This is a genomic window from Scatolibacter rhodanostii, from assembly GCF_900197595.1.
In the GTDB taxonomy this organism is placed as follows: Bacteria; Bacillota; Clostridia; order Oscillospirales; family Acutalibacteraceae; genus Scatolibacter; species Scatolibacter rhodanostii.
Window position 1 is genome coordinate 527,259 of the sequence record NZ_FZLO01000002.1, and the last position, 23,244, is coordinate 550,502.

Sequence of the window (23,244 nt, forward strand, 5' to 3'; positions counted from 1 at the left end):
TCCATTAAAAATATAAACCTCGAATGCTTAGCGGCATTCGAGGTCTTTTTTATTTCGCCGCTCGTTTTTCATCAATAATGTCGTTATCACGAAACAGCAGTGACACGCACCAAATAGCAGCAATGGCGATAATTGTATAAATAATTCGGGCTACTATATTATCAGAGCCACCGCAAATCCAGGCCACTAAATCTAACCGAAAGATACCAACTAATCCCCAGTTAATGCCACCAATAATCGTCAATATCAGAGCAATTCTATCTAACATAATGATCCCTCTTTATCTGTTTATTTTGCTTATGTGAGATAGTATGCTCCGCTTTTTTGCAATTTATGCGATTTTAAAAGATTCGTTCTTATAATTATTCTATTACGAATTACCTTGGCCGTAATAAGCGCCTGCACCATGTTTTCTTAAATAATGTTTATCTAAAAGTTCGGCTTGCATAGGTGATATTTCGGGATTCATGACCAAGTTATGCCAAGCCATGAAAGCCACTTCTTCTAAAACAACAGCATTATGAACCGCATTGAGAGCATCGCTGCCCCAAGTAAAAGGCCCATGACTATGCACCAGAACCGCCGGAACATCTTCGGCTTTTTTGCCATTAAATGTCTCAACGATTACTTTTCCTGTTTCCAGTTCATAGCTGCCAGCAATTTCTTCCGCTGTCATTTTTCTTGTACAAGGAATTTCACCATAGAAGTAATCTCCATGCGTCGTTCCTAAAGCAGGAATCCCTTTTCCGGCCTGACTAAATATGGTTGCCCAACGACTGTGTGTATGCACAACACCGCCAATCTCAGGAAAGGCACGGTATAGTTCTGCATGCGTATCCGTGTCAGAAGATGGATTCATTTTACCTTCCACCTTCTTTCCTGTTTGAATATCGACTAAAACAATATCTTCTGCTTTCAGCTCATCATACTCTACTCCACTGGGTTTAATCGCCATAATTCCTGTTTCACGATCAATTTCACTGACGTTTCCCCAAGTAAAGGTAATGAGTTTATATTTGGGTAACAGCATATTCGCTTCATACACTCTTTGTTTCAATTCTTCTAACATAGCATGCTCTCCTTTTAGAAAGTCAATTTATATTCCAGCTATAAACGTATGTACATCTTGGGCTACTTTGTTCTTTACCAATAGTATAACAAGCGTTTCTGTAAAAATCAATGCCAATTATTCTGATATTTTACCATTTAATCTAAGTATTTAATCCCCTATTTATTATTTGTACTTACCTTTTCTTCATTCACTCTAAACTATTTATTTAAACAAAAACAGCAGAGAATACTCTGCTGTTTTTTTATGTTCTATTTACTTTTCCATATTGTCAACAGCAGCACCGATAAATCCAACAAATAGTGGATGAGGGCGATTGGGGCGGCTTTTGAATTCTGGGTGATATTGACAACCTACAAAGAAATCATTCTCTGGAATTTCAACGGTTTCTACAATTCGTTCGTCAGGAGAAACACCGCTGACTGTCATCCCTTTTTCTTCAATTAAATCACGGTAATCATTGTTGAATTCATAACGATGACGATGTCTCTCATGAATCAAGTCTTTACCATAACATTCTTCCATGGTTGAACCACTGCGAATTTTGCAGGGATAGCTTCCCAAACGAAGCGTTCCACCTTTGGCAATATGTTTATTTTGGTCAGGCATAAAATCTATGACTTTATTCAGTCCATACTCGTCAAACTCACCTGAGTTGGCATCTGCAATACCACAAACATTGCGAACAAACTCAATAACAGCAATTTGCATACCCAAACAAATGCCAAGATAGGGGATATTATTCTCTCGAGCATATTGAGCAGCAATAATCATGCCTTCAATGCCTCTGTCACCAAATCCGCCCGGGACAAGCACACCATGGCAGCCTGACAATATATCTTGCACATTGTCTTTGTCCAGACATTCTGAATCAACCCACTTAATGTCAACCTTTGCACTGTGGTCATAACCGGCATGACGCAGCGCTTCCATAACAGAAAGATAAGCATCATGTAGTTTCACATATTTTCCGACTAGCGCAATTTTAACGAGCTTTTTGCGGCGGCGGATTTTATCTATCATATTTTCCCATTCGCTCATATCCGCATCAGGAGCATCAATATTTAGCTCACGGCAGACAATATTGGAAAAATTGTTCTTTTCAAGCATTAAAGGTGCTTCATACAAAACCGGAATGGTCATATTTTCAATCACGCAATCCGGTTTTACATTACAGAATAAGGCAATTTTATCACGAATACTCTGATCAACCGGTTCATCGCTGCGCATGACTACAATATTAGGAGAAATTCCCATCGCTTGCATTTCTTTGACAGAATGCTGCGTTGGCTTTGATTTATGTTCGCCGGAACTTTTAAGATAGGGAACAAGGGTGACATGAATAAACAGGGCATTACCGGGGCCGGCTTCATGCCCAACTTGACGAATAGCCTCTAAAAATGGCTGGCTTTCAATGTCGCCCGCTGTACCACCAATTTCAGTGATGACAATGTCAGCGTTGCTTTGATCACCTACGCTGTAAATAAAGCTTTTAATCTCACTGGTGATATGAGGAATAACCTGTACAGTTTCGCCCAAATACTCACCATTGCGCTCTTTATTGAGAACGTTCCAATATACTTTTCCAGTGGTTAAGTTAGAGTATTTATTCAAATTTTCGTCAATAAATCTTTCATAGTGGCCAAGATCAAGGTCAGTCTCCAGACCGTCCTCTGTCACATATACTTCTCCGTGCTGATAAGGACTCATCGTGCCAGGGTCAACATTGATATAAGGATCCAGCTTTTGTGCCGTAATGCGCAGACCTCTTGCTTTCAATAATCTACCTAAAGCCGCTGCGGTAATGCCTTTTCCAAGACCGGATACTACACCGCCTGTCACGAAAATATACTTAGCCATTTTTTAAAATTCTCCTTCATCAAAACGCGAAATCGCCTTGCCTAAAAGATCTTTTTTGTAAATGCAAGCGCAAAATTTCTTTTCTTTTACAAACAAGACCCCAGCCAAAACGAATTCGCTTTTCTATATTTTTTACATTCTTATTCCATTATTCTATTACGTTTTATTCTACCCAAAATCTTGTCCGCTGTCAAGCCTGACAAAATATAATTTCCACTCTATTATTCTCAAACAGAAACAATAATTTGTTAGGCATACTCGGCAAACAAGAGCTAAATCGCGCAGCTATGCTGTTCTTTGGTTCGGCAAAGTTTACCGGGTATTTCCTATTTTCCAAATTTTTTAAATTTCAATCACGCCGTCAAATACTTTTTCTGCTGCGCCCGTCAAAGTAACTGCTTCATCGGTGTAATTCACAAATAAATCGCCACCTAGCACAATTACACGAATATCTGTACCTTTTTTGCAATATCCGTTCAGCACTGAAGCCACTGCAGCCGCACAAGCTCCGGTTCCGCAAGCTCTGGTTTCGCCGCTGCCACGCTCCCACACACGAATTTTTATGGTTTTCTCGTCGATAACTTCAATAAACTCGGTATTTACCCTTTCAGGGAACAACGGACTAAACTCAAACTTTGGCCCTGTAGCGGCTAAATCCAGCTTATCTACCGAGTGGACAAATACAGCGCAATGCGGATTACCAACACCAACACTAGTGATATTGTATTCCCAACCACCAATTTCCACAGGACGATTGATGATTTCGCTTCCTTCTAACTTTACGGGTATCTTCTTGGGATTCAGCTCCGCTTTACCCATATCAACCTTAACACGCAAAACTTTATTGTCTTTAGTGGAGAATGTACAAGTCTTAATTCCACTGCGTGTTTCAATGGTAATCTCTTTTTTATTTACCATACCATTGTCATAGAGATATTTGACCGCACAGCGAATGGCATTACCACCCATCTTACCTTCTGTTCCATCAACATTGAAAATCCGCATTTTGGCATCCGCTATGGCAGAGCGTTTTAAAACAACCAAACCCTCACCGCCGATTCCTGTATGACGATCAGAAAGGAAGAAGGACAAAAATTCAGGAGAGGTCACTTCTTTATCAAAGCCATTCACGCAGATGAAGTCATTGCCGCAGCCATGCATTTTAGTAAATGACAAATGTTGTTTTTCTTTTTTGAGACTATTGATATCCACAATTTCAGTGTTCTCTTGCGTATAACGGCTCATCAAACTATCGGCTAGTGCATTGGCTGTGTCAATGGCTGTCAAACAAGGAATGCCCAAAAGACTGGCTTTTCTTCTGATTTTTACACTGTCACGAGCAGGGTTTCTACCTTTAGCCGACGTGGAGATAATATAGTTCAGCTTACCGCTTTCTAAAAGCACAATGGTATTTTCAGGACCTTCATGAATCTTATCGACTACTTTAACAGAAAGTCCGCTCCTCATCAAAACAGCCGCTGTACCCATGGTGGCATACAGTTCAAATCCCATTTTCGCAAATTTCTTGGCAATTTCGCTGATTTCGGCTTTATCAGAATCTCGAATGGTAAAGAACACACCGCCGTCTTTCTTCATCTTACTACCAGAAGCAATCAGCCCTTTGTAAAGAGCTTCTTCCATATTATTACCAATTCCCAAAACTTCGCCGGTTGACTTCATTTCCGGTCCTAGGTGGGTATCAACGTCCGTTAATTTTTCAAAGGAGAATACCGGTACTTTTACAGCTGTATAAGGAGAAGTGGGGTAGAGTCCTGTTCCAAAACCCAAGTCAGCCAGTTTTTGACCCAAGCTAACTTTGGTTGCCAAATCACACATCGGCACACCTGTTACCTTGCTAATATAAGGCACGGTTCTAGAGGCACGAGGATTCACCTCGATAACATATATCTCGCCGTCTTTTAAAATATATTGCATATTAATCAGACCCAGTGCATTGAGTCCACGACTTAATTTTTCTGTCACTTCAATAATGCGGTCAGTCATGATGTCGTCAATGTCAGAAGCAGGGTAGACCGCAATGCTATCGCCGGAGTGAATACCGGTACGCTCGACGTGCTCCATAATACCGGGAATTAAGATATTTTCTCCGTCACAAATTGCATCGACCTCAAGTTCTTTACCACTCAAATATTTGTCTATCAAAACAGGGTTGTCTTGTTTTGTAGTAAGAATAATTTTCATGTATTCTTCGATATCTTCATCGCAATAGGCAATAATCATGTTCTGTCCACCCAAAACATAAGACGGGCGCATGAGGACAGGATAGGTTAGCTCTGCGGCAGCTTTGAGTGCCTCTTCTGCTGTCATAACGGTGAATCCCTTGGGGCGCTTAATGCCCGAACGCTCCAAAAGCTCGTCAAAGCGCTCTCTGTCTTCCGCCATATCAATGCTGTCAGCAGACGTGCCGATAATTCTGATGCCGTTATCTGACAGAGTTTTGGTTAGTTTAATCGCTGTTTGCCCGCCGAAAGCCACCACAACACCAAGGGGTTGCTCCATGTTGATAATATCCATGACATCTTCAGGAGAAAGGGGCTCAAAATACAATCTATCGGCTGTATCAAAGTCGGTAGAAACGGTCTCGGGATTATTGTTAATGATTACCACTTCATAACCCATTGCCTGCAAAGACATAACACAATGCACGCTGGCATAGTCAAATTCAATACCTTGCCCAATACGAATAGGTCCTGAACCCAAAACAATAACCGTTTTCTTTTCGTTATTTATATAGGGGACCGCCTCGTTTTCTCCGCCATTTTCTATGGTATCATACGTGCCGTAGAAATAGGGGGTATGCGCTACAAACTCACCTGCACAGGTATCAACCATACGGTAAGTGGTCTTGCGCTCAAAGCTAACTTTCTGTCCGCTCAAGCGTGCTATCGTGCTATCAGGATATCCCAGTTTTTTGCCTTTATTATAAAGCTCCTGTGTCAGGGTTTCGCTTGCCAGTTCTCTTTCATAGGAAAGGAGATTCTCAAGCTTTGCCAAGAACCATACATCTATCAATGTCTTTTCGTGAATTTCCTGAATTGTCACGCCCCGTTTCATCAACTCATAAAGAGCAAACAAGCGCTCATCTGTTGCATGAATCGTGATTTCCCAAAGATAGTCATCCTCTGCTTTAGCAAACTTAGGCATATTGAGCGTATCCAGTGAAATCTCTGCGCCACGAACCGCTTTCATCAGTGCCATTTCAAAACTGTCGGCAATGGACATCACTTCGCCTGTGGCTTTCATCTGTGTGCCCAGATTACGCTTTGCATAGACAAATTTATCAAACGGCCATTTAGGGAATTTTACCGCTACATAGTCAATGGCCGGCTCAAATGCTGCATAAGTTGTGCCAGTAACAGCATTCTTGATTTCATCAAGCGTATAGCCAATCGCAATTTTGGTGGCAACTTTGGCAATTGGATAACCTGTCGCTTTAGAAGCCAGTGCTGAAGAACGAGACACACGGGGATTCACTTCAATAACAGCGTAATCAAAAGAGGTGGGGTGCAGGGCAAACTGACAGTTACAACCGCCTTCAACACCAAGCTCATCGACAATTTTGAGTGCGGCTGTTCTAAGCATTTGATATTCTTTGTCGGCCAGTGTCACCGCCGGAGCAATAACAATACTATCGCCTGTATGCACACCAACTGGGTCAAAGTTTTCCATAGAACAAACGGTAATAGAGTTGCCTAAACCGTCACGGATAACCTCGAATTCGATTTCTTTCCAACCGGCAATGCTTTTTTCCACCAAAATTTGAGTGATGGGGGAAAGTGCCAAACCATTGGCAGCCACTTCCATAAGTTCAGCCTTGGTGTCAACAATACCGCCGCCGCTGCCACCAAGCGTAAACGCAGGGCGCACAATAACAGGATAGCTGATTTCTTCGGCAAAATCTAAAGCGTCGGCTACCGTTGTCACAACCTTAGAGGGAATGCAAGGTTGATCAATTTTCTCCATCGTGTCTTTAAAAATTTGACGGTCTTCTGCCTTGTCAATCGTTTCAGGAGAAGCTCCCAACAAGCGAATTCCTTGTTCTGCCAAGAAACCTTCTTTTGCAAGCTGCATAGAAAGTGTCAATCCTGTTTGCCCACCAAAACCCGAAAGAATGCTATCAGGCTTTTCTTTAATGGCAATACGCTTAATGGTTTCAAGCGTCAGTGGTTCAATATAAATTTTGTCAGCCATCGCATTATCCGTCATAATCGTGGCGGGGTTTGAGTTAATCAACACAATTTCAATGCCATCTTCACGCAAGGCACGGCATGCCTGTGTACCGGCATAGTCAAATTCAGCCGCTTGTCCAATCACAATTGGGCCTGAACCAATCACTAAAACTTTTTTTATCTCTTTATTTCTCGGCATAATAAAGTCCTTTCCGGGTTTTATTTCTCTATTTTAATAAAACCGCTTCCAAAATCATGAAATTTCCCATTTATCAACTGCATTGGGGAGAAGCTCTTACTTTTTCTCCATCATACCAAAGAATCTGTCAAACAGAATCGCTGTGTCTTGCGGGCCTCCGCAAGCTTCGGGGTGAAATTGCACTGAAAACGCTTTGCAGTCTTTATACTCTACGCCCTCGTTGGAACCATCATTGACATTCACGAAAGTCTCTCTTGCGATTTGAGGATCAAGGCTCTCCGCTACGACTGCATAACCATGATTTTGGCTTGAGATATACACTCTACCCGTGTCTAGGTCTTTTACGGGCTGATTGCCGCCCCTGTGGCCATACTTTAGTTTTTCTGTTTTGAACCCATGTGCCAGTGCCAAAATTTGATGTCCCAAGCAAATACCAAAAATCGGAATCCCCTCTTGCATTATTTGGCGCACATTCTCAATGACTTCTTTATCTTCAGCAGGGTCGCCCGGTCCGTTAGACAGCATAACCCCGTCAACGTTCAGTTTTCTCAGCTCTTCAACAGGAGTTAGCGCAGGACAAACCGTAATTTTTGCACCTTGTGAGGCAAGCTTGCGTACAATATTTTCTTTCAGGCCGAAATCAAGCAGTGCCACATGCCATTTGCCATTCAAATCGCCTGTTTCATAGACTTCCTTTGTCGTGACAGTACGCACTGCATTTTCCACGCGATAGGCCTTAATTTTCTCAAAATCTACTTTTTCGGGGTCGGCCGTAATCATGCCATTCATTGTGCCGTTTTCACGAATGATTTTGGTCAGCGTACGGGTGTCAATTCCTTTAATGGCCACCACATTATTTTGTTTTAAAAAAGTGTCAAGACTACCCTCTGAACGAAAATTAGAAGGAGTTTGACACCAATCTTTAACAATATAAGCACGAGCAGCAATTTGACTGCTTTCAAAATCTTCGGGAATGACACCATAGTTCCCGATTAAAGGGAACGTCTGTGTAATCATTTGTCCATAATAGCTTCTGTCTGTCAGGGTTTCTAAATAACCCGTCATACCCGTTGTGAAAACAACCTCTGCAATCACTTCGCCTTCAGCACCAAAATATTCCCCTTTGAACACCTGTCCATTTTCCAAAACCAGATATGCTGTTTTTCCCATCTGTTTTCTCCTTCCTGCCATGATGCACCACTCATAACCGATGCACTTTATCCCTATTATTGATTGATGTTAATATGCTGCCCGCACTGAAAATTCAGTGTGGGCAGCGTTTGTGCTTCTTAATTCTTCTTTTTTTCTAAAACATTTTTAGAATATCTTGTAACATCAGAGCCATAATCTCCTGTGAAACAGCCTGTACACATATCCAAGCTGCAACCTTCACAAGCTTTTTTCAAACCATCTATACTAATATACCCCAAAGAGTCAGCCCCAATCTTCTGCCTAATTTCTTCAATGGTAATTTGGTTGGCAATCAAATTTTCCTCACTGTCAATGTCGGTTCCAAAATAACAAGTATAACGGAACGGGGGAGAGGAAATCATCATATGCACTTCTTTTGCGCCAGCTTTTTTCATCGCTGCTACAATTTTAGCACTGGTTGTCCCACGAACAATCGAGTCATCTACCAGCACCACTCGTTTGCCCTCAACCGCTGCACGAAGCGGGTTGAGCTTCATCACTACCGCATTTTCACGCTGTGCCTGTGTGGGGAAAATAAAACTACGTCCAATATAACGATTTTTCACAAAACCTGTAGCAAGTGGAATTCCACTTTCTTCTGAAAAACCGATTGCCGCTTCCAGACCGCTATCAGGAACCCCGCAAACTACGTCTGCTTCTACCGGATTCTCTTTGGCCAACATGACACCCATGTTACGGCGAGCTTCATATACGCTCAAGTTGTCAAGGATGGAGTCGGGTCTTGCAAAATAAACATATTCAAAAATACATAGGCTTTCATTTTTAGAAGTCAGTGCAATTTCACTTCTCAAAATCTTGCCGTCTTCAATTAAAAGCACTTCGCCAGGTTTAACATCTCTCACAAATTGAAAACCGCAGCTATCAAGCGCACAGCTCTCTGAAGCAATCGCTACACCTGTTTCGTTCTCGCCAATGCAAAGGGGTCGATAACCGTTCGGGTCACGTACCACTGCCATTCGCTTGCCGGGTCCCATAATAATAAGACAAAATGCACCCTGCAAAAGCTTTGCTGCTGCAATGATACCTGTCATGAAATCTCCCGCACGAATAATCCGGTAGGCAATTAAAGAAGATATTACTTCACTGTCACTGGTTGCGGTAAAGTCAAGACCATATCCTGTGAGCTTTTCACGAATTTCCATTGCATTAGTAATATTGCCATTATGCGCTGTGGCAATACGCCCTGTCAGATATTCTGTCACAAAAGGCTGCACGTTGCAAACCGAGTTCGAACCGGTTGTAGAATATCGGTTGTGACCAATAGCTACTGCACTTTTAGGCATGTTACGCATGACATCTGGTGTAAAAACCTCACTGACCAAGCCAACATCTTTTTCACACACAATCGCATTGCCTTGTGCAACGGCAATTCCAACACCCTCTTGCCCTCTGTGCTGCATAGACAGAAGCGCATTATAGGTGATACCTGCAGCTTCTTCATTTTCACTGATACTGCTTTTTAGGCTGACACCGAACACGGCACATTCTTCGTGCAACTTGTCAAAATGCATTCTTCTCACACCTTTTCCCTTTCCAAAACCAACGATAGCCTGCTTCTTTATCACCTTATATTATACATCATTTTAACCTCTACGAAAAGAGTTTAACCCATTTTCTATCTTTTTGGCGTCCTGCACAGCTTACGTTCTAAAATGAATAAATTTTCATCATTTTAGTGAAAAAACACTTGGCGAGTTTGTCACATTTCTCCTATAAATACGCATAACAAAAGCGCTTGTGTCCTTTGCTGCACACCGAAAGTAGTAGGTTCGAGGCGGGCGACAACACAAAACGCTTATTTCTTCGCATTATTATATAATGTGAAATCTCTGCTTGTCAAGTGAAACCATAAAGTTTTAGATGGTATTATTCTTCTTTTATTAAGTTTAAAGTGCTGTTTACTTAATTTTCGAAAGTATCTGTTAAAAAATAAAAATTTCAATAGAATTCTTGTTTATCTCAACCTTTATTTCTGCATATCCTTGCATTCGATTTTCTTGACAACCAAAAGGCTTTCTTATAAAATAGAGTCAGTCATTACGGAGTCGAATGCAAAAGGGGAGGGCGCTGGTGAAAATTTCATCGTGTCCTCTATTTAATTTTGAAGAATGGAAGTGTCTAATAAATGGAGAATGGTTGTTCACAAGGTTACTCATCCAAAAAAACAGTACCTGAAATCTTTGGCAGTCAGGTATTTAACGATGATGTCATGCGTGAGAAGTTGCCGAAAGATGTTTATAAGTCTTTACGCAAAACCTTAGATCAAGGCAAAGATCTCGATCTTAATGTTGCTAACGCCGTCGCTAATGCGATGAAAGATTGGGCAGTAGAAAAAGGAGCTACTCATTATACTCACTGGTTCCAACCTATGACCGATTTCACAGCAGAAAAACACGACAGCTTCATTTCGCCAACCACAGACGGCCGTGTCATTATGGATTTCTCCGGAAAAGAGCTGATTAAAGGCGAACCAGATGCTTCTTCTTTTCCTTCAGGCGGACTGCGTGCCACCTTTGAGGCCAGAGGATATACCGCATGGGACCCAACCTCTTATGCTTTTATCAAGGACGGTTCTCTTTATATTCCGAGTATTTTCTGCTCCTATGGCGGCGAAGTTTTAGACAAAAAAACACCCTTACTTCGCTCAGCAGAAGCCTTAAACTTGCAAGCACTTCGTATTCTTCGTCTTTTTGGTGATACTTCCACCACAAGAGTCACACCAACTGTTGGTGCTGAACAAGAATATTTTCTGATTGACCGCAAGCTATATGAAAAACGAAAAGATTTGCGATTCTGCGGACGCACTCTATTTGGCGCTATGCCTCCCAAAGGGCAAGAAATGGATGACCATTATTTTGGTTCCATTAAGCCTAGAGTGGCTGCTTTTATGCACGATTTAGACACAGAACTTTGGAAGCTTGGCATTCTTTCCAAAACCAAGCACAACGAAGTTGCCCCGGCTCAGCATGAACTTGCCCCTATTTTCGCTTCCGTTAACACAGCCACTGACCACAATCAGTTGACCATGGAAATCATGAAAAACGTTGCTGCTCGTCATGGGCTTGTCTGTTTATTGCATGAGAAACCATTTGAAGGTGTCAATGGCAGTGGCAAGCACAATAACTGGTCACTCACGACTGACTCTGGCAAAAATCTACTTTCCCCGGGAAAACTACCGCATGAGAATGCACAGTTTTTGCTGTTCCTTGCCGCCGTTATTAAAGGCGTTGATGAGTATCCAGAACTGCTGAGAGCCTCTGTCGCTTCTGCCGGAAACGACCATCGATTAGGCGGAAATGAAGCGCCTCCTGCTACCATCTCCATTTTCTTAGGAGATGAGCTCACTGGCATTTTAGATGCACTTGAAACAGATACGGGCTACGACAGCAAAGATCAAAGTATGATGGAAATTGGAGTACATGTTCTGCCAACATTCCCTAAAGATACAACAGACCGTAACCGTACGTCTCCTTTCGCTTTTACCGGCAATAAGTTTGAATTTCGTATGCTGGGTTCACAGTTATCAATTGCCTGCTCCAATATTATGATTAACACTTTCATCGCTGATGAACTTCGTCAATTTGCTGATGAACTGGAAAAAGCAGACGACTTTAAGAAAGCGCTTAATCATCTCATTAAGCGTACCATTAAAAACCATAAGCGTATTATCTTTAATGGTGATGGTTATTCTCAGCAGTGGCGTGATGAAGCCACTCGCCGAGGGCTGTTAAGTCTTTCCACCACTGTGGATGTTATGCCTCTCTATATTCAACAGAAAAATCTTGATTTATTTGCAAAACATCATGTCTATACCAACACAGAAATGCTTTCTCGCTATGAAGTGATCTTAGAGACCTACTGCAAAACACTTCACATTGAAGCACAAACCATGATTGACATGGTGCAAAAAGAAATCTTGCCTGCCGTTAGCAGTTTCACAAAAACACTGGCAGACACCATTCTTGCTAAACAAAGTGTTGGCCTGTCTCTTGCTTGTACAGCAGAACACGATATTCTTTCGTCTATTTCTGCTAAACTAGACGAAAGTTATCAGCACCTTAAAAAACTTGAAGCCATTCTAGGTGATTGCAAAACTCCTAATGAGCCCATCCTCGCAGAAGCAGAATATTACCGTAGCTCTGTCATTCCCGCTATGAATACACTACGCGCCTCTGTTGATACCCTCGAAACACTCATAGCAAAATCATCCTGGCCAATGCCGACTTATTCAGAGCTGCTGTTTGAGATTTAAATTGCTTTTCATGGGATTATAGAAAATATATGTGTTAGCAACCGCACAAATATCATCTTATCTTTCTATGATTATTTATTTTAATTTGTTTTCCTGTTTGCCGATTTAAGAAAAAAGCACCCGAAACATTTGTCTCGAGGTGCTTTTTTCTTTGTACGATGCAAATCTTTCTTAAAACTAACCACAAAACTCTATTGCCCAAAATTCAATTAAATGTCCAAAGTTTAACAAATCTTTCAGAAATCCACCCTACCATTCCATCATTACATTCAATTTGGTACCAAGTCTCTTCCTTATTGATATCCACGCTATAAGCTTTTTGAGTGCCTAGTAGCTTTGAAAAACTATGATTTATACTTCCAACAATAGAAGTGTTAGTTCCGGCATTTTTCCTTACATTTACTCCAGACCCTGTGCATTCTACAATTTGCATACCTGATTGATAGTAATATAGTGTATTAATATCCACATTTCCAGAAATACCATCTATTCTGCCGGTTTGAGAGCTCTGCCAAATTTTAGCGGGAAAAGCGATTGGGTTATAATAGTCCGCATCATAGTGAGCCACCCAAATATCATATCCTACACTTCTCAACTTAGAAATATCAATATAGTTATTATAAAAATTGGGGTTTGCATATACCATCGGCTTATATCCAGCTTGTTTAATAACTTCACAAAATGCAATTACTGCCTTTGTCAGTTGTGCTTTTCCTACATCTTTTTGTTTACTATATTCAACATCATAAGCAACATATAAGTCTATATTTCTGTTTTTTAGAATCTCTAAACACTTTTTGGCCTCTATCACAGCCTGTGATTCGGTAACTGCTGTGCCAAAATAATATGTCCCAATCATAAAATTGCTTTCAACAGCTTTTTTATAATTCTTTTCAAAATAACTGTCTTGATAAAACCCGTCATCACTACCACCGGCTTTAATCATCGCAAAATCATAGCCTGCTGCTTTCACTTTGTTCCACTCAATTTCTGTCTGCCATTTTGAGACATCAATACCTTGTAGCGTTGATGCATTGACCTTGACGGAAATCTTTTTGACTACTATCCTATTCCAACTGGTATCAGCAACATCCACTTCTAATGTATAAACTCCTGGAGTCTTGGCGCTCCATTCATAAGTATTTCCCTTTTGATATGGTCTAACTATTTCCCAGTTTCCATTGTTTTCTACTGCAAATCGGTAATAATAGGGGCCTCCTATTCCTCCCGTCCCTTCTCCGGTTAACTTTACTACTTCATTCGGCTGCACAACTGTATCTGTGCTAATCTGCAGTGTGGCATCTAACTGTGGCACCGTTACCTGAATTTTTTTGACTACTATCCTATTCCAACTGGTATCGGCAACATCCACTTCCAATGTATAAACTCCTGGAGTTTTGGCGCTCCATTCATAAGTATTTCCCTTTTGATATGGTCTGACTATTTCCCAGTTTCCATTGTTTTCTACTGCAAATCGGTAATAATAGGGGCCTCCTATTCCTCCCGTCCCTTCTCCGGTTAACTTTACTACTTCATTCGGCTGCACAACTGTATCTGTGCTAATCTGCAGTGTGGCATCTAACTGTGGCACCGTTACCTGAATTTTTTTGACTACTATCCTATTCCAACTGGTATCGGCAACATCCACTTCCAATGTATAAACTCCTGGAGTTTTGGCGCTCCATTCATAAGTATTTCCCTTTTGATATGGTCTGACTATTTCCCAGTTTCCATTGTTTTCTACTGCAAATCGGTAATAATAGGGGCCTCCTATTCCTCCCGTCCCTTCTCCGGTTAACTTTACTACTTCATTCGGCTGCACAACTGTATCTGTGCTAATCTGCAGTGTGGCATCTAACTGTGGCACCGTTACCTGAATTTTTTTGACTACTATCCTATTCCAACTGGTATCGGCAACATCCACTTCCAATGTATAAACTCCTGGAGTTTTGGCGCTCCATTCATAAGTATTTCCCTTTTGATATGGTCTGACTATTTCCCAGTTTCCATTGTTTTCTACTGCAAATCGGTAATAATAGGGGCCTCCTATTCCTCCCGTCCCTTCTCCGGTTAACTTTACTACTTCATTCGGCTGCACAACTGTATCTGTGCTAATCTGCAGTGTGGCATCTAACTGTGGCACCGTTACCTGAATTTTTTTGACTACTATCCTATTCCAACTGGTATCGGCAACATCCACTTCCAATGTATAAACTCCTGGAGTTTTGGCGCTCCATTCATAAGTATTTCCCTTTTGATATGGTCTGACTATTTCCCAGTTTCCATTGTTTTCTACTGCAAATCGGTAATAATAGGGGCCTCCTATTCCTCCCGTCCCTTCTCCGGTTAACTTTACTACTTCATTCGGCTGCACAACTGTATCTGTGCTAATCTGCAGTGTGGCATCTAACTGTGGCACCGTTACCTGAATTTTTTTGACTACTATCCTATTCCAACTGGTATCGGCAACATCCACTTCCAATGTATAAACTCCTGGAGTTTTGGCGCTCCATTCATAAGTATTTCCCTTTTGATATGGTCTGACTATTTCCCAGTTTCCATTGTTTTCTACTGCAAATCGGTAATAATAGGGGCCTCCTATTCCTCCCGTCCCTTCTCCAGTTAACTTTACTACTTCATTCAGCTTAACCTCTACTTCAGTTAGACTTTGTCCATTCATTAACAATTCAGCTGCCAAAACAGATTCTGCGGAGACTCTCGTTGAAAAAGCAAAAAAGCCACATAATGTAATTACCAAAGAACAAATTAGTATCTTACACTTCTTTTGCATATTTATTTTTCCTCCTCAAGATTATTGCCACCAATTTTTTTTCCTAAAATTAAGCTTAAAAGTTTATTTTTTAGTCTTTTTTGTATTTTCTCTTTGGCATATCTATTAATAATTTTGTTAAAAGCAACTTTATCTATTTGGCTAAAAAAAGTTGTCCTATTTACATTTTCAATTGAACTCTGGGTAGCTGAAGGGTTACAACGAATAGCATAATTCAAATCAGTGTCCCTACTATTGATTGATTTCTTAATTTTATCGTATAAATCTTGGCCTTTTTGAGAATTGATTAAAACCAATGAGCAACCTTTATCATCAAACATTTCCGGATGTTTTTTCTCAATGCCCCAATAATCAGCCAGTGTGATATCACCATATCGTTGAGAAGATTTAAAAGAACAATGGTAACATGATGGTCTCAAGCAAATATTTTTTAGAAACAATTGCATCATTGGATCCCTATAAAAAACTTTTTTATAGGGATCTCTACCTTCGTATTCATATTTAACGGAATACTTTTTCCAACTATCTTCTTTATCTCGAAAGGTAATTCCTTTTATCTTTGCCCTGGCCTTTATTTCTCTATAGTTGACATATTTTATCCACACTTTTGGAGAAGGTACTCCGTGACAAATAACGTCTTGACAAATTAAGTTATCATAATCTTTACGCAAATAAGACCTTAACCCAGCAATTTGACATGGAGTACCACTAAAATAAACAAGTTTTCCTTTGTCTAAAAACTCTTTTGCCTCAATATATGAAAAACCAATTTTACTATGAACATACTTAGAGCCACGAAAAACTCTAAGGTCTTCTTTTTTCTTGATATACGTGTGTTCAACTTCAAACTTTCTGTTAAAGACTGCACCAAAGACGATTCCTCCACTAGATAGAACGTTTTCTGCTAGTGCTGTGAAGACTCCGCCAGATGAACTTTGCGCTCTTATTTTAGCATCTTGATTATATGCTGCCAGCGCTGCCAAATTTTTGTATGCTGTAGGTGTATGCATGATAGGGCATACTGCCTCACATAAATTACAATTAATACAATGTTCTTTTTTGATGAGAGGATACCAAAAACCTTCATAGTCACTCTCCATGCTAATGCATTGAACTGGACAAATTGATTTACATGCAAAACATCCACAACATTCAGAACTGTCTTTAATATTGAGCATTGGCAACCTCAATTTTTCTTAAATACTTTTTTTAAATTCTTTATCATATCTTTTTCATACTGATTTAAACCCAATATCCACATGCTTAAAACAAAGACTAACACATATATAACTCCACAAAGTAAAAAGGTCGTAATTTTGTTCATGTCAACAAATAAAAGCATCAAAACGCCAACAATCGTTGGTGCAATCAGCGCCGGAACAAATCTCAATATTTCTTTCCAAAAGTAGAATATATCTAGTCCTACTTTTGTTTGGTAATACCAATTCATAATAAGTCCGTTTCCTATTATTAGTGTTAAACCTGTCCCAAAAGCGGCTCCAATTTCTCCATATCGCGGAATTAATATAACACTCAGTATGATATTGACAAGTGCAATAAGAATATATAAAACTGAACGAAATTTATGCATGTTTTTGGCACGCTGTATCTCAATTCCAATATTTTGAATCAAAGGGACAGTTATTGGCAAGATTAAAAACAATGACACCATGTATGCATTTTCATAACCCGCACCTGAATAGAACCGAATAAATGGGCGTCCTAAAAAAATTAGACCCGTCCCGATTAGCGATAGTACAAAAAATTGAATTCTTCCAATTTTTGTAAATATTTTAGTTAAGGACTTGTTGTCATTCGTTTCGGCCACCATCAAATTAATTTTTGGTATGAATACAGTAGAGATAGCTGTAGAAAAATTCATATAAAAAGTATTTAATTGTGCTCCTACTGAATAAACGGCAACGACAGATGTATTGAGCAACATTCCCAAAATAAATTTATCAGATGACCAATTGATTTGATCGACAATTTGGTTAAGAAATATGTAAAAAGAAAAAATACCAACTTCCTTGACTATTGAAAAATCAAAATTCTTAAAAGAAAAGCGGATCTTTAATATTTTAACGCAATACCATATATTTATTAACAGGCTACCTACTGTCAAAATTGTCGTCACTACTACCAAACTAATTGATTTAAACCCCATAAGTAAAAGAGGTAACGTTAAAAAAGGATTTAAAACACTCCTTAACAAATTGACAATTCTTTGAAAAAAATATTTTTCGTGCGCTGTCACATTGGCATCAAACACACTTGCCGGGAATGATATAGCAACATTAAACACCATCAATGCCATTAAAACTCGAGCTGTTTCCATTTCTTTGTTAGTTAAACTATTTTTAAAAATCAGCTGTACATTTACTACCAATACCACACCAACTAATATAGTTATAGATGAAATAACTAAATAAATTACTAAAAACATTCCATTTAATTTAGCTATACTTTCATAATCTTCTTTTACATGGTATCGCGAGTAAAATCTCATGTATGCACTGCCAAACCCAAAACTGAGCAGACCCAGAGAACTAACTACCGAAAAAACAAGGTTATAAAGACCATACTCACTCTTTCCCAAAATTCGAATCATAAATGGAGTATATAGAATATATACAACACTACTAATTCCCATTGAGAGATACGATAAAAACACCCCTGCTTTTCGTTGATTAATTTGCATTAATGTTGCCTCCGCTTAGTTGATCAATTTCATCTTTAGATTTAAAAGCTTCCTGACAATATAGCGGCATTATAGATTCTAAATGTCTGCGAATATTATTTTCGTTTTTTTGAAGCCATTCAAAAGATTTCGTTAAATCCTCTTCTCTTTGCAATGATTGCACTGGAATAACATAGTCTTCATCCGTCCCAAAGATATCTCTGGCAATTCCCTTTGCTTTGACTGAATATCCAACCACCAAAGTAGGAACATTGGTGGAATATGCTGCAATTGTCGCATGTGTGCGTGCCCCAATAAACATTCTGCAGCGAGAGATATATCCTTTTAATTCTTTGGCGTTGCAATCTGGAATCAAAACTACTCTTTTTGTATTCTTGAATAATAAATACAATTCTTTCAGCGGTATTAAATCATTATTACTTTCCCAAACAACATGGGGAATGAGTGCAATGTTCATATCGGTGTAATTCAGTATATATTTCATCAAAGCTATGTAATTTGTCATCGTGATATTTTTATCACCTTCATTGCTAATAATCATAGGGCTTACATTAATTCCTACTGTATTTCCCTCTATGAATCCGGTGGGCAAATCCAATAGAATAGATTTTAAAGCAAAAGCTGGATCAGGTCTTAATTTGACATGTTTGATTTCCGCTTTTAATAAGCTTTCATATGTAATGGATTCCCTGGCTAAAATCAAACTGTATTGATTCATATCTTCTATTACCGCGCTTTCTTTTAGTAGGTCTGGTTCAATCGAGCATCCCCACAAAACAGTTTTAACTCCCTTGAGTTTTAAAGCGCTATTGATATCTTTTAACTCTTTCCAACTTTGATTATAGCAATAGGTGTCACCCCCAACAGAAAGAGCAACATCAACTTTATCATTCAATAACGGTCTATATGTATGCTCAATCAAGTATTTATTGGTTCTAATTACTTTTTTCAGTATATAATAAAAAATATGACTTAAAGACCATTTATGGAACTTCTTAATTTCTTTTATGGCTATCTGTTCATTCACTCTATACTTCTGGTCTTGTTGTTTGTTAAAAGAGTAAACTACTACCTCTCCAGTGTTTCCTAATATGCTGTTTGTGGCTCTTATTATGGCTTCACAACCATGATTTTCACTACCACTATGAAAATAACATCCTATCTTCATTCTTATTCTTGCCTCCCAGTCGAATTACCTTTTTTCTTATTCCAAATATTTTTCAATAAAAAACCTAAGTAAAACACGCACAACAACATTGGAAATAGCTCGTCGATTAAATGACCCGAATAAGCAGATGCTAGTAAAAAAAGCGATATTGCAAATAACAAGATTACATTTTCAAAATTGAATAAACTCCCAAAGTTTTTAAGTAAAATAAAAACACATATACCAATTACTACTATTAACGGTATAAAAAACAATACCAGTCCTACTAAACCAACTGTATAGAATTGCGCCAAAAAATCATGTTCAATGATTAACTGTGCCTTGGCAAGTCTGCTCCTACCCATCCCAAATAAAACATAAAGTTCTTGATTGTTCGGAATACGTTCCAAGATATCTTTGGTTATCAAAATTTGCTGTTTACGATTATTGTCATACTGATTTTCCGGTAGTTTATTAATATTCTGCCAAAACGAATAATTCTCTGCAATTGGATATATGTTTTTATAAAACATGGAAGGCACATATTTTTTTAATAATTCTCCCTCTAGCAACGCCACTTTATCTTGTTTTATATTTTTTGAGGGTTGGATTTCTTTCTCTAATGTATCTTGTTCGGATTGAATGGTTTTTGTCTCATGCCTCTGATACGAATCTTGGTCGTTTTTAGTTCTAACCTGCAACGGAGAGAATGGATAAATGGCAGCAAATATAATAATAATCATGGCGTAAGGCATCATTTTTTTTAGTTCTATTTTTTTATGGTGGTATATTTTGTCGGCTATATAAACGCCAATGACCACCACAAACGATATAGCCATGCCATAAACACATACACGAGAGCCTAGCATGAACATGCTCACAATTTGCATAGCCAAAATAATAAAAAAGCCTAGTGTTGGTTTCTTCAATAAGAACATCAATGTTATAGGGAACAAGAGCAACAACACACCGCTAATTTGATTTCCTCGATAAAATAAGCCTTTACTTGTGATACTTTTATAATATAATTTTTCTTTAGAAAACCAAGACAAAAACGTATATTCATTTTGTATAGGGTCATCTGAAAAAGATAACAAAGAGACATGAAAAAGATTGCTAACAATCATAATCAAACCTATAATCAATACCAGTGTTAGTGTTATCCATCTAATATGCTTAAGCTTTAATTCTGATTTAAAAACTAAAAAAAGGAGCAGTAACGGCAATAAAAGACGAATAATATAAAACAATTCATCAACTATATTAAAATTAAAACTAGCGGGCAACTTAACAGCAAAAAAATAGTTTGCTATGGTATGGACTACCGTATATCCAAATACAACTGCCAAATAGCAAAAAATATATTTCCATGTTTTTCTGTTATTCTGATGGGTATTGATAAATAACAAAATAAACGCCATAAAAATATATCCTATACGAATTAGTGTTGAGGGTGAAAAAAATGTGATTTTTTTTACACTTTCATCAAATAAAAAATAGAAATCCAGCAGAGGTTGGACGATAATAAACAGTAATAATAATTTTGTACTTTTTCTCAATTTTTTATCCTCATTATTAAGTAAATTATCCATTTGCTACTCCAATAAATTGTTGATTTGACTGTAAATACTCTCACTGTTAAAATGGTATGTTGATAAATTATTCTTGTATTGTTGAAGTTTTTGAGAATGAGTAATCACCTCTCTCATTGCAACTAACAATCCATCATATGAGTTTTCAACTGTCATACCATATTTTTCATTATTCATTCGTTCTCTGACATCAGCAACATCAGTTGAAATGACCGGGACGTGCAAGATAAATGCTTCTGTTACAACAAGCCCATATCCTTCATGCCGAGAACTAAGGATATACCCATCAGCAGCTGCTATATATGGATATGGATTCTTTTGATAGCCAACTAAAACAAAAGATTTTTCTACCTGCAAATTGCTTATCATTTCCTTTAAATCTTTAGAATCTTCACCATCACCTACAATATAGATTCTATGTAAATATCCTTCATCTAGCAGCTGTTTATGTATTTTTATCAAACGGTCATAGGCTTTTTGATGACATATTCTGCCGATAGACACAAAATTTAAACTCTTATCTTCATAATTAGGTGAAAATTCTGTAGATAATCTCATTATATTTTTTTCATTCAGTGGGTTAGATATCACTGTCAAATTTTTTGAAATATTAAATACTTCCTTCAACATATCAGAAGCATGTTGTGAGACGGCCACGATTGTGTCCATTCCCTCAAATGATTTACTCATGAGTTCATTATACCGTGCTGCGCCATTAAAAATTTTATAGTCATTATGCACCCATGCTATTTTTTTCTTAGAAGACCCAAAACACGTAAATATGGTACAAAAACCATCTTTAAATGCAATTTCAATATCATATTCATCTTTTAATATTTTCTTCCTTTCATAAGGAATAATATATTTTATCAGCTTGGTTTTCATCAAAAATGCAAGCCATATTTTTTTTAAACATTTTACATATTGCTTTTTTTGTTTTAAAGCACTAAACTTTTCATCAATAACACTAAAAAAAGATGAGCCCTCAATTATTGAAATATCTTTAGGCACTACACATAGCATCTCTCCATGCTTATGAAGTACCAATAAATCTATCTGATAATTTTCTTTTTGGATGTTCTCTAGAACATCCCGCAAAACAACTGAAACCCCTCCAAAATTCATCTCATCAACAACAAAGAGTATTTTTTTATCCATTTTTTCTCTCTTTCTTATTTGACTCTGACATTTATTTTTTTAAATGCCACATCCATCACAAATTGTTTTCTGTGTTTTTTTCCTTGTAATAAAGAAGTTTTGCTAAAACTCCATTAAAAAGCCATAAAAAATATCCTTTTAATCCTTGATGAAAGAAATAAGCATTCTTTCTGTACTGGGGAAAGAGTTTTTTAATATTATTTTTGGCAAATACAAAACCTTTTTTATATTCTTCATAATTCTTGGTTTTCGCAAGCCTTTTTAACATGGTTCCATAGCTATATCGTACCAATAAATATTCTAGCTCATTTCTATATTTCTCATAAAAATTATGTTTTTGGTAGTACTCAATGATATTATCAAAGTTTGTCACAAGCTGATATAGGCGACTATCATACGTATAAGTAATTGCATCTTCTCTTTGTCGATAGTAATAGCATGCTTCTGGCACTACTCCAATTTTATTAATATACGGATAAAGACGATATAAAAAGTCGCAGTCCTCAAACCAAACTCCCTTTGTAAATAAAACATCTTTTTCAAATAGTTCTTTTTTGAAAAGTTTGTTCCAAACAGTAGGATAAATCGTCAACATACTCGCCTTTATTTTGTCTTTGTCAATAATATCTTCTTTTACTTGAGAAGATATTTGCACCTGCCTATCGGTAAATGTATATACTATATCTGATACTACAATGTCAAAGTCAGCTTGCTTAATTTTCTCATATAAAAGTCGAAACATATCCTGATTCACATAGTCATCGCTATCTACAAACCCTATATACTGACCTTGTGCATGACGTATACCAGTATTTCTGGCTTCACTTAGCCCTGCATTCACTTGATTATAAACCTTAATAATATCGGGGTAGGTCTTCTGGTATTGGTCTAAAATTTGCTTAGAATTATCTGTGGAGCCGTCATTAATAACTATTATTTCAATTTCGATGTTTAAAGCATTTTGCCTTATTAAAGATTCCAAACATTGCTCTAAATATTTTTCAGTATTATATACAGGCACAATAATACTTAAATCCACCATAATATTCTCCTAAAGTTTAAAATATAGTTAT

The 23,244-nt window shown here is 38.1% G+C and carries 14 protein-coding genes; 1 reads left to right on the forward strand and 13 read right to left on the reverse strand.

Annotated features, from left to right (window positions below; translation table 11 throughout):
* Window positions 1-49: 49 nt before the first annotated feature.
* From CS931_RS07080 to purF, 6 genes are all read right to left on the reverse strand, one after another.
* The gene (locus tag CS931_RS07080; RefSeq protein WP_099205059.1) at window positions 50-268 is read right to left on the reverse strand and encodes a DUF378 domain-containing protein; all 219 of its coding nucleotides are present in this window, start codon (window positions 266-268) and stop codon (window positions 50-52) included.
* Window positions 269-370: 102 nt separating this feature from the next.
* Window positions 371-1,069, reverse strand: a complete 699-nt coding sequence (araD, locus tag CS931_RS07085) for an L-ribulose-5-phosphate 4-epimerase (protein ID WP_099205060.1) — start codon at window positions 1,067-1,069, stop codon at window positions 371-373.
* Between the two features lie 255 nt (window positions 1,070-1,324).
* A complete protein-coding gene (gene pyrG / locus CS931_RS07090; RefSeq protein WP_099205061.1) occupies window positions 1,325-2,929 on the reverse strand; it encodes a CTP synthase in 1,605 nt (534 codons plus the stop codon).
* A gap of 342 nt (window positions 2,930-3,271) precedes the next feature.
* Window positions 3,272-7,318 (reverse strand): carbamoyl-phosphate synthase large subunit, encoded by a 4,047-nt coding sequence (carB, locus tag CS931_RS07095; RefSeq protein ID WP_099205062.1) that lies wholly within the window; start codon window positions 7,316-7,318, stop codon window positions 3,272-3,274.
* 96 nt (window positions 7,319-7,414) lie between these two features.
* Window positions 7,415-8,488 (reverse strand): carbamoyl phosphate synthase small subunit, encoded by a 1,074-nt coding sequence (locus CS931_RS07100; protein WP_099205063.1) that lies wholly within the window; start codon window positions 8,486-8,488, stop codon window positions 7,415-7,417.
* Between the two features lie 119 nt (window positions 8,489-8,607).
* The gene (purF, locus tag CS931_RS07105; RefSeq protein WP_099205064.1) at window positions 8,608-10,041 is read right to left on the reverse strand and encodes an amidophosphoribosyltransferase; all 1,434 of its coding nucleotides are present in this window, start codon (window positions 10,039-10,041) and stop codon (window positions 8,608-8,610) included.
* A 614-nt stretch (window positions 10,042-10,655) separates the two neighbouring features.
* On the opposite strand from purF, the gene CS931_RS07110 reads away from it, so the two are divergent.
* On the forward strand, window positions 10,656-12,782 hold the full coding sequence (locus CS931_RS07110) for a glutamine synthetase III family protein (protein ID WP_099205065.1): 2,127 nt from the start codon (window positions 10,656-10,658) through the stop codon (window positions 12,780-12,782).
* A 205-nt stretch (window positions 12,783-12,987) separates the two neighbouring features.
* Here CS931_RS07110 and CS931_RS07115 read toward each other — a convergent pair whose 3' ends face one another.
* Genes CS931_RS07115 through CS931_RS07145 form a run of 7 tightly spaced genes read right to left on the reverse strand, consistent with a single transcriptional unit; the run spans window position 12,988 to window position 23,213 of the window.
* Window positions 12,988-15,573 (reverse strand): GH25 family lysozyme, encoded by a 2,586-nt coding sequence (locus CS931_RS07115; RefSeq protein WP_099205066.1) that lies wholly within the window; start codon window positions 15,571-15,573, stop codon window positions 12,988-12,990.
* 2 nt (window positions 15,574-15,575) lie between these two features.
* A complete protein-coding gene (locus tag CS931_RS07120; RefSeq protein ID WP_099205067.1) occupies window positions 15,576-16,751 on the reverse strand; it encodes a Coenzyme F420 hydrogenase/dehydrogenase, beta subunit C-terminal domain in 1,176 nt (391 codons plus the stop codon).
* Window positions 16,752-16,759: 8 nt separating this feature from the next.
* Window positions 16,760-18,274: an oligosaccharide flippase family protein gene (locus CS931_RS07125; RefSeq protein WP_099205068.1), complete on the reverse strand. Its 1,515-nt coding sequence runs from the start codon at window positions 18,272-18,274 to the stop codon at window positions 16,760-16,762.
* Window positions 18,264-19,442 carry a polysaccharide pyruvyl transferase family protein gene (locus CS931_RS07130; protein WP_099205069.1) on the reverse strand — a complete coding sequence of 393 codons (1,179 nt, stop codon included), beginning with the start codon at window positions 19,440-19,442 and terminating at the stop codon, window positions 18,264-18,266. The genes CS931_RS07125 and CS931_RS07130 overlap by 11 nt, the downstream gene beginning before the upstream one ends.
* A gap of 2 nt (window positions 19,443-19,444) precedes the next feature.
* Window positions 19,445-21,013 (reverse strand): O-antigen ligase family protein, encoded by a 1,569-nt coding sequence (locus CS931_RS07135; RefSeq protein WP_099205070.1) that lies wholly within the window; start codon window positions 21,011-21,013, stop codon window positions 19,445-19,447.
* A 3-nt stretch (window positions 21,014-21,016) separates the two neighbouring features.
* Entirely contained in the window at window positions 21,017-22,171 is a 1,155-nt protein-coding gene (locus CS931_RS07140) for a glycosyltransferase (RefSeq protein ID WP_099205071.1), read from the reverse strand.
* A gap of 55 nt (window positions 22,172-22,226) precedes the next feature.
* Window positions 22,227-23,213: a glycosyltransferase family 2 protein gene (locus tag CS931_RS07145; RefSeq protein WP_099205072.1), complete on the reverse strand. Its 987-nt coding sequence runs from the start codon at window positions 23,211-23,213 to the stop codon at window positions 22,227-22,229.
* Window positions 23,214-23,244 lie beyond the last annotated feature (31 nt).

What these genes read in the sequence shown, in the direction of transcription:
- CS931_RS07080 (WP_099205059.1), bottom strand. Translation starts at nt 268, where the DNA reads ATGTTAGATAGAATTGCTCTGATATTGACGATTATTGGTGGCATTAAC.
- araD (WP_099205060.1), bottom strand. Translation starts at nt 1,069, where the DNA reads ATGTTAGAAGAATTGAAACAAAGAGTGTATGAAGCGAATATGCTGTTA.
- pyrG (WP_099205061.1), bottom strand. Translation starts at nt 2,929, where the DNA reads ATGGCTAAGTATATTTTCGTGACAGGCGGTGTAGTATCCGGTCTTGGA.
- carB (WP_099205062.1), bottom strand. Translation starts at nt 7,318, where the DNA reads ATGCCGAGAAATAAAGAGATAAAAAAAGTTTTAGTGATTGGTTCAGGC.
- CS931_RS07100 (WP_099205063.1), bottom strand. Translation starts at nt 8,488, where the DNA reads ATGGGAAAAACAGCATATCTGGTTTTGGAAAATGGACAGGTGTTCAAA.
- purF (WP_099205064.1), bottom strand. Translation starts at nt 10,041, where the DNA reads ATGCATTTTGACAAGTTGCACGAAGAATGTGCCGTGTTCGGTGTCAGC.
- CS931_RS07110 (WP_099205065.1), top strand. Translation starts at nt 10,656, where the DNA reads ATGGAGAATGGTTGTTCACAAGGTTACTCATCCAAAAAAACAGTACCT.
- CS931_RS07115 (WP_099205066.1), bottom strand. Translation starts at nt 15,573, where the DNA reads ATGCAAAAGAAGTGTAAGATACTAATTTGTTCTTTGGTAATTACATTA.
- CS931_RS07120 (WP_099205067.1), bottom strand. Translation starts at nt 16,751, where the DNA reads ATGCTCAATATTAAAGACAGTTCTGAATGTTGTGGATGTTTTGCATGT.
- CS931_RS07125 (WP_099205068.1), bottom strand. Translation starts at nt 18,274, where the DNA reads ATGCAAATTAATCAACGAAAAGCAGGGGTGTTTTTATCGTATCTCTCA.
- CS931_RS07130 (WP_099205069.1), bottom strand. Translation starts at nt 19,442, where the DNA reads ATGAAGATAGGATGTTATTTTCATAGTGGTAGTGAAAATCATGGTTGT.
- CS931_RS07135 (WP_099205070.1), bottom strand. Translation starts at nt 21,013, where the DNA reads ATGGATAATTTACTTAATAATGAGGATAAAAAATTGAGAAAAAGTACA.
- CS931_RS07140 (WP_099205071.1), bottom strand. Translation starts at nt 22,171, where the DNA reads ATGGATAAAAAAATACTCTTTGTTGTTGATGAGATGAATTTTGGAGGG.
- CS931_RS07145 (WP_099205072.1), bottom strand. Translation starts at nt 23,213, where the DNA reads ATGGTGGATTTAAGTATTATTGTGCCTGTATATAATACTGAAAAATAT.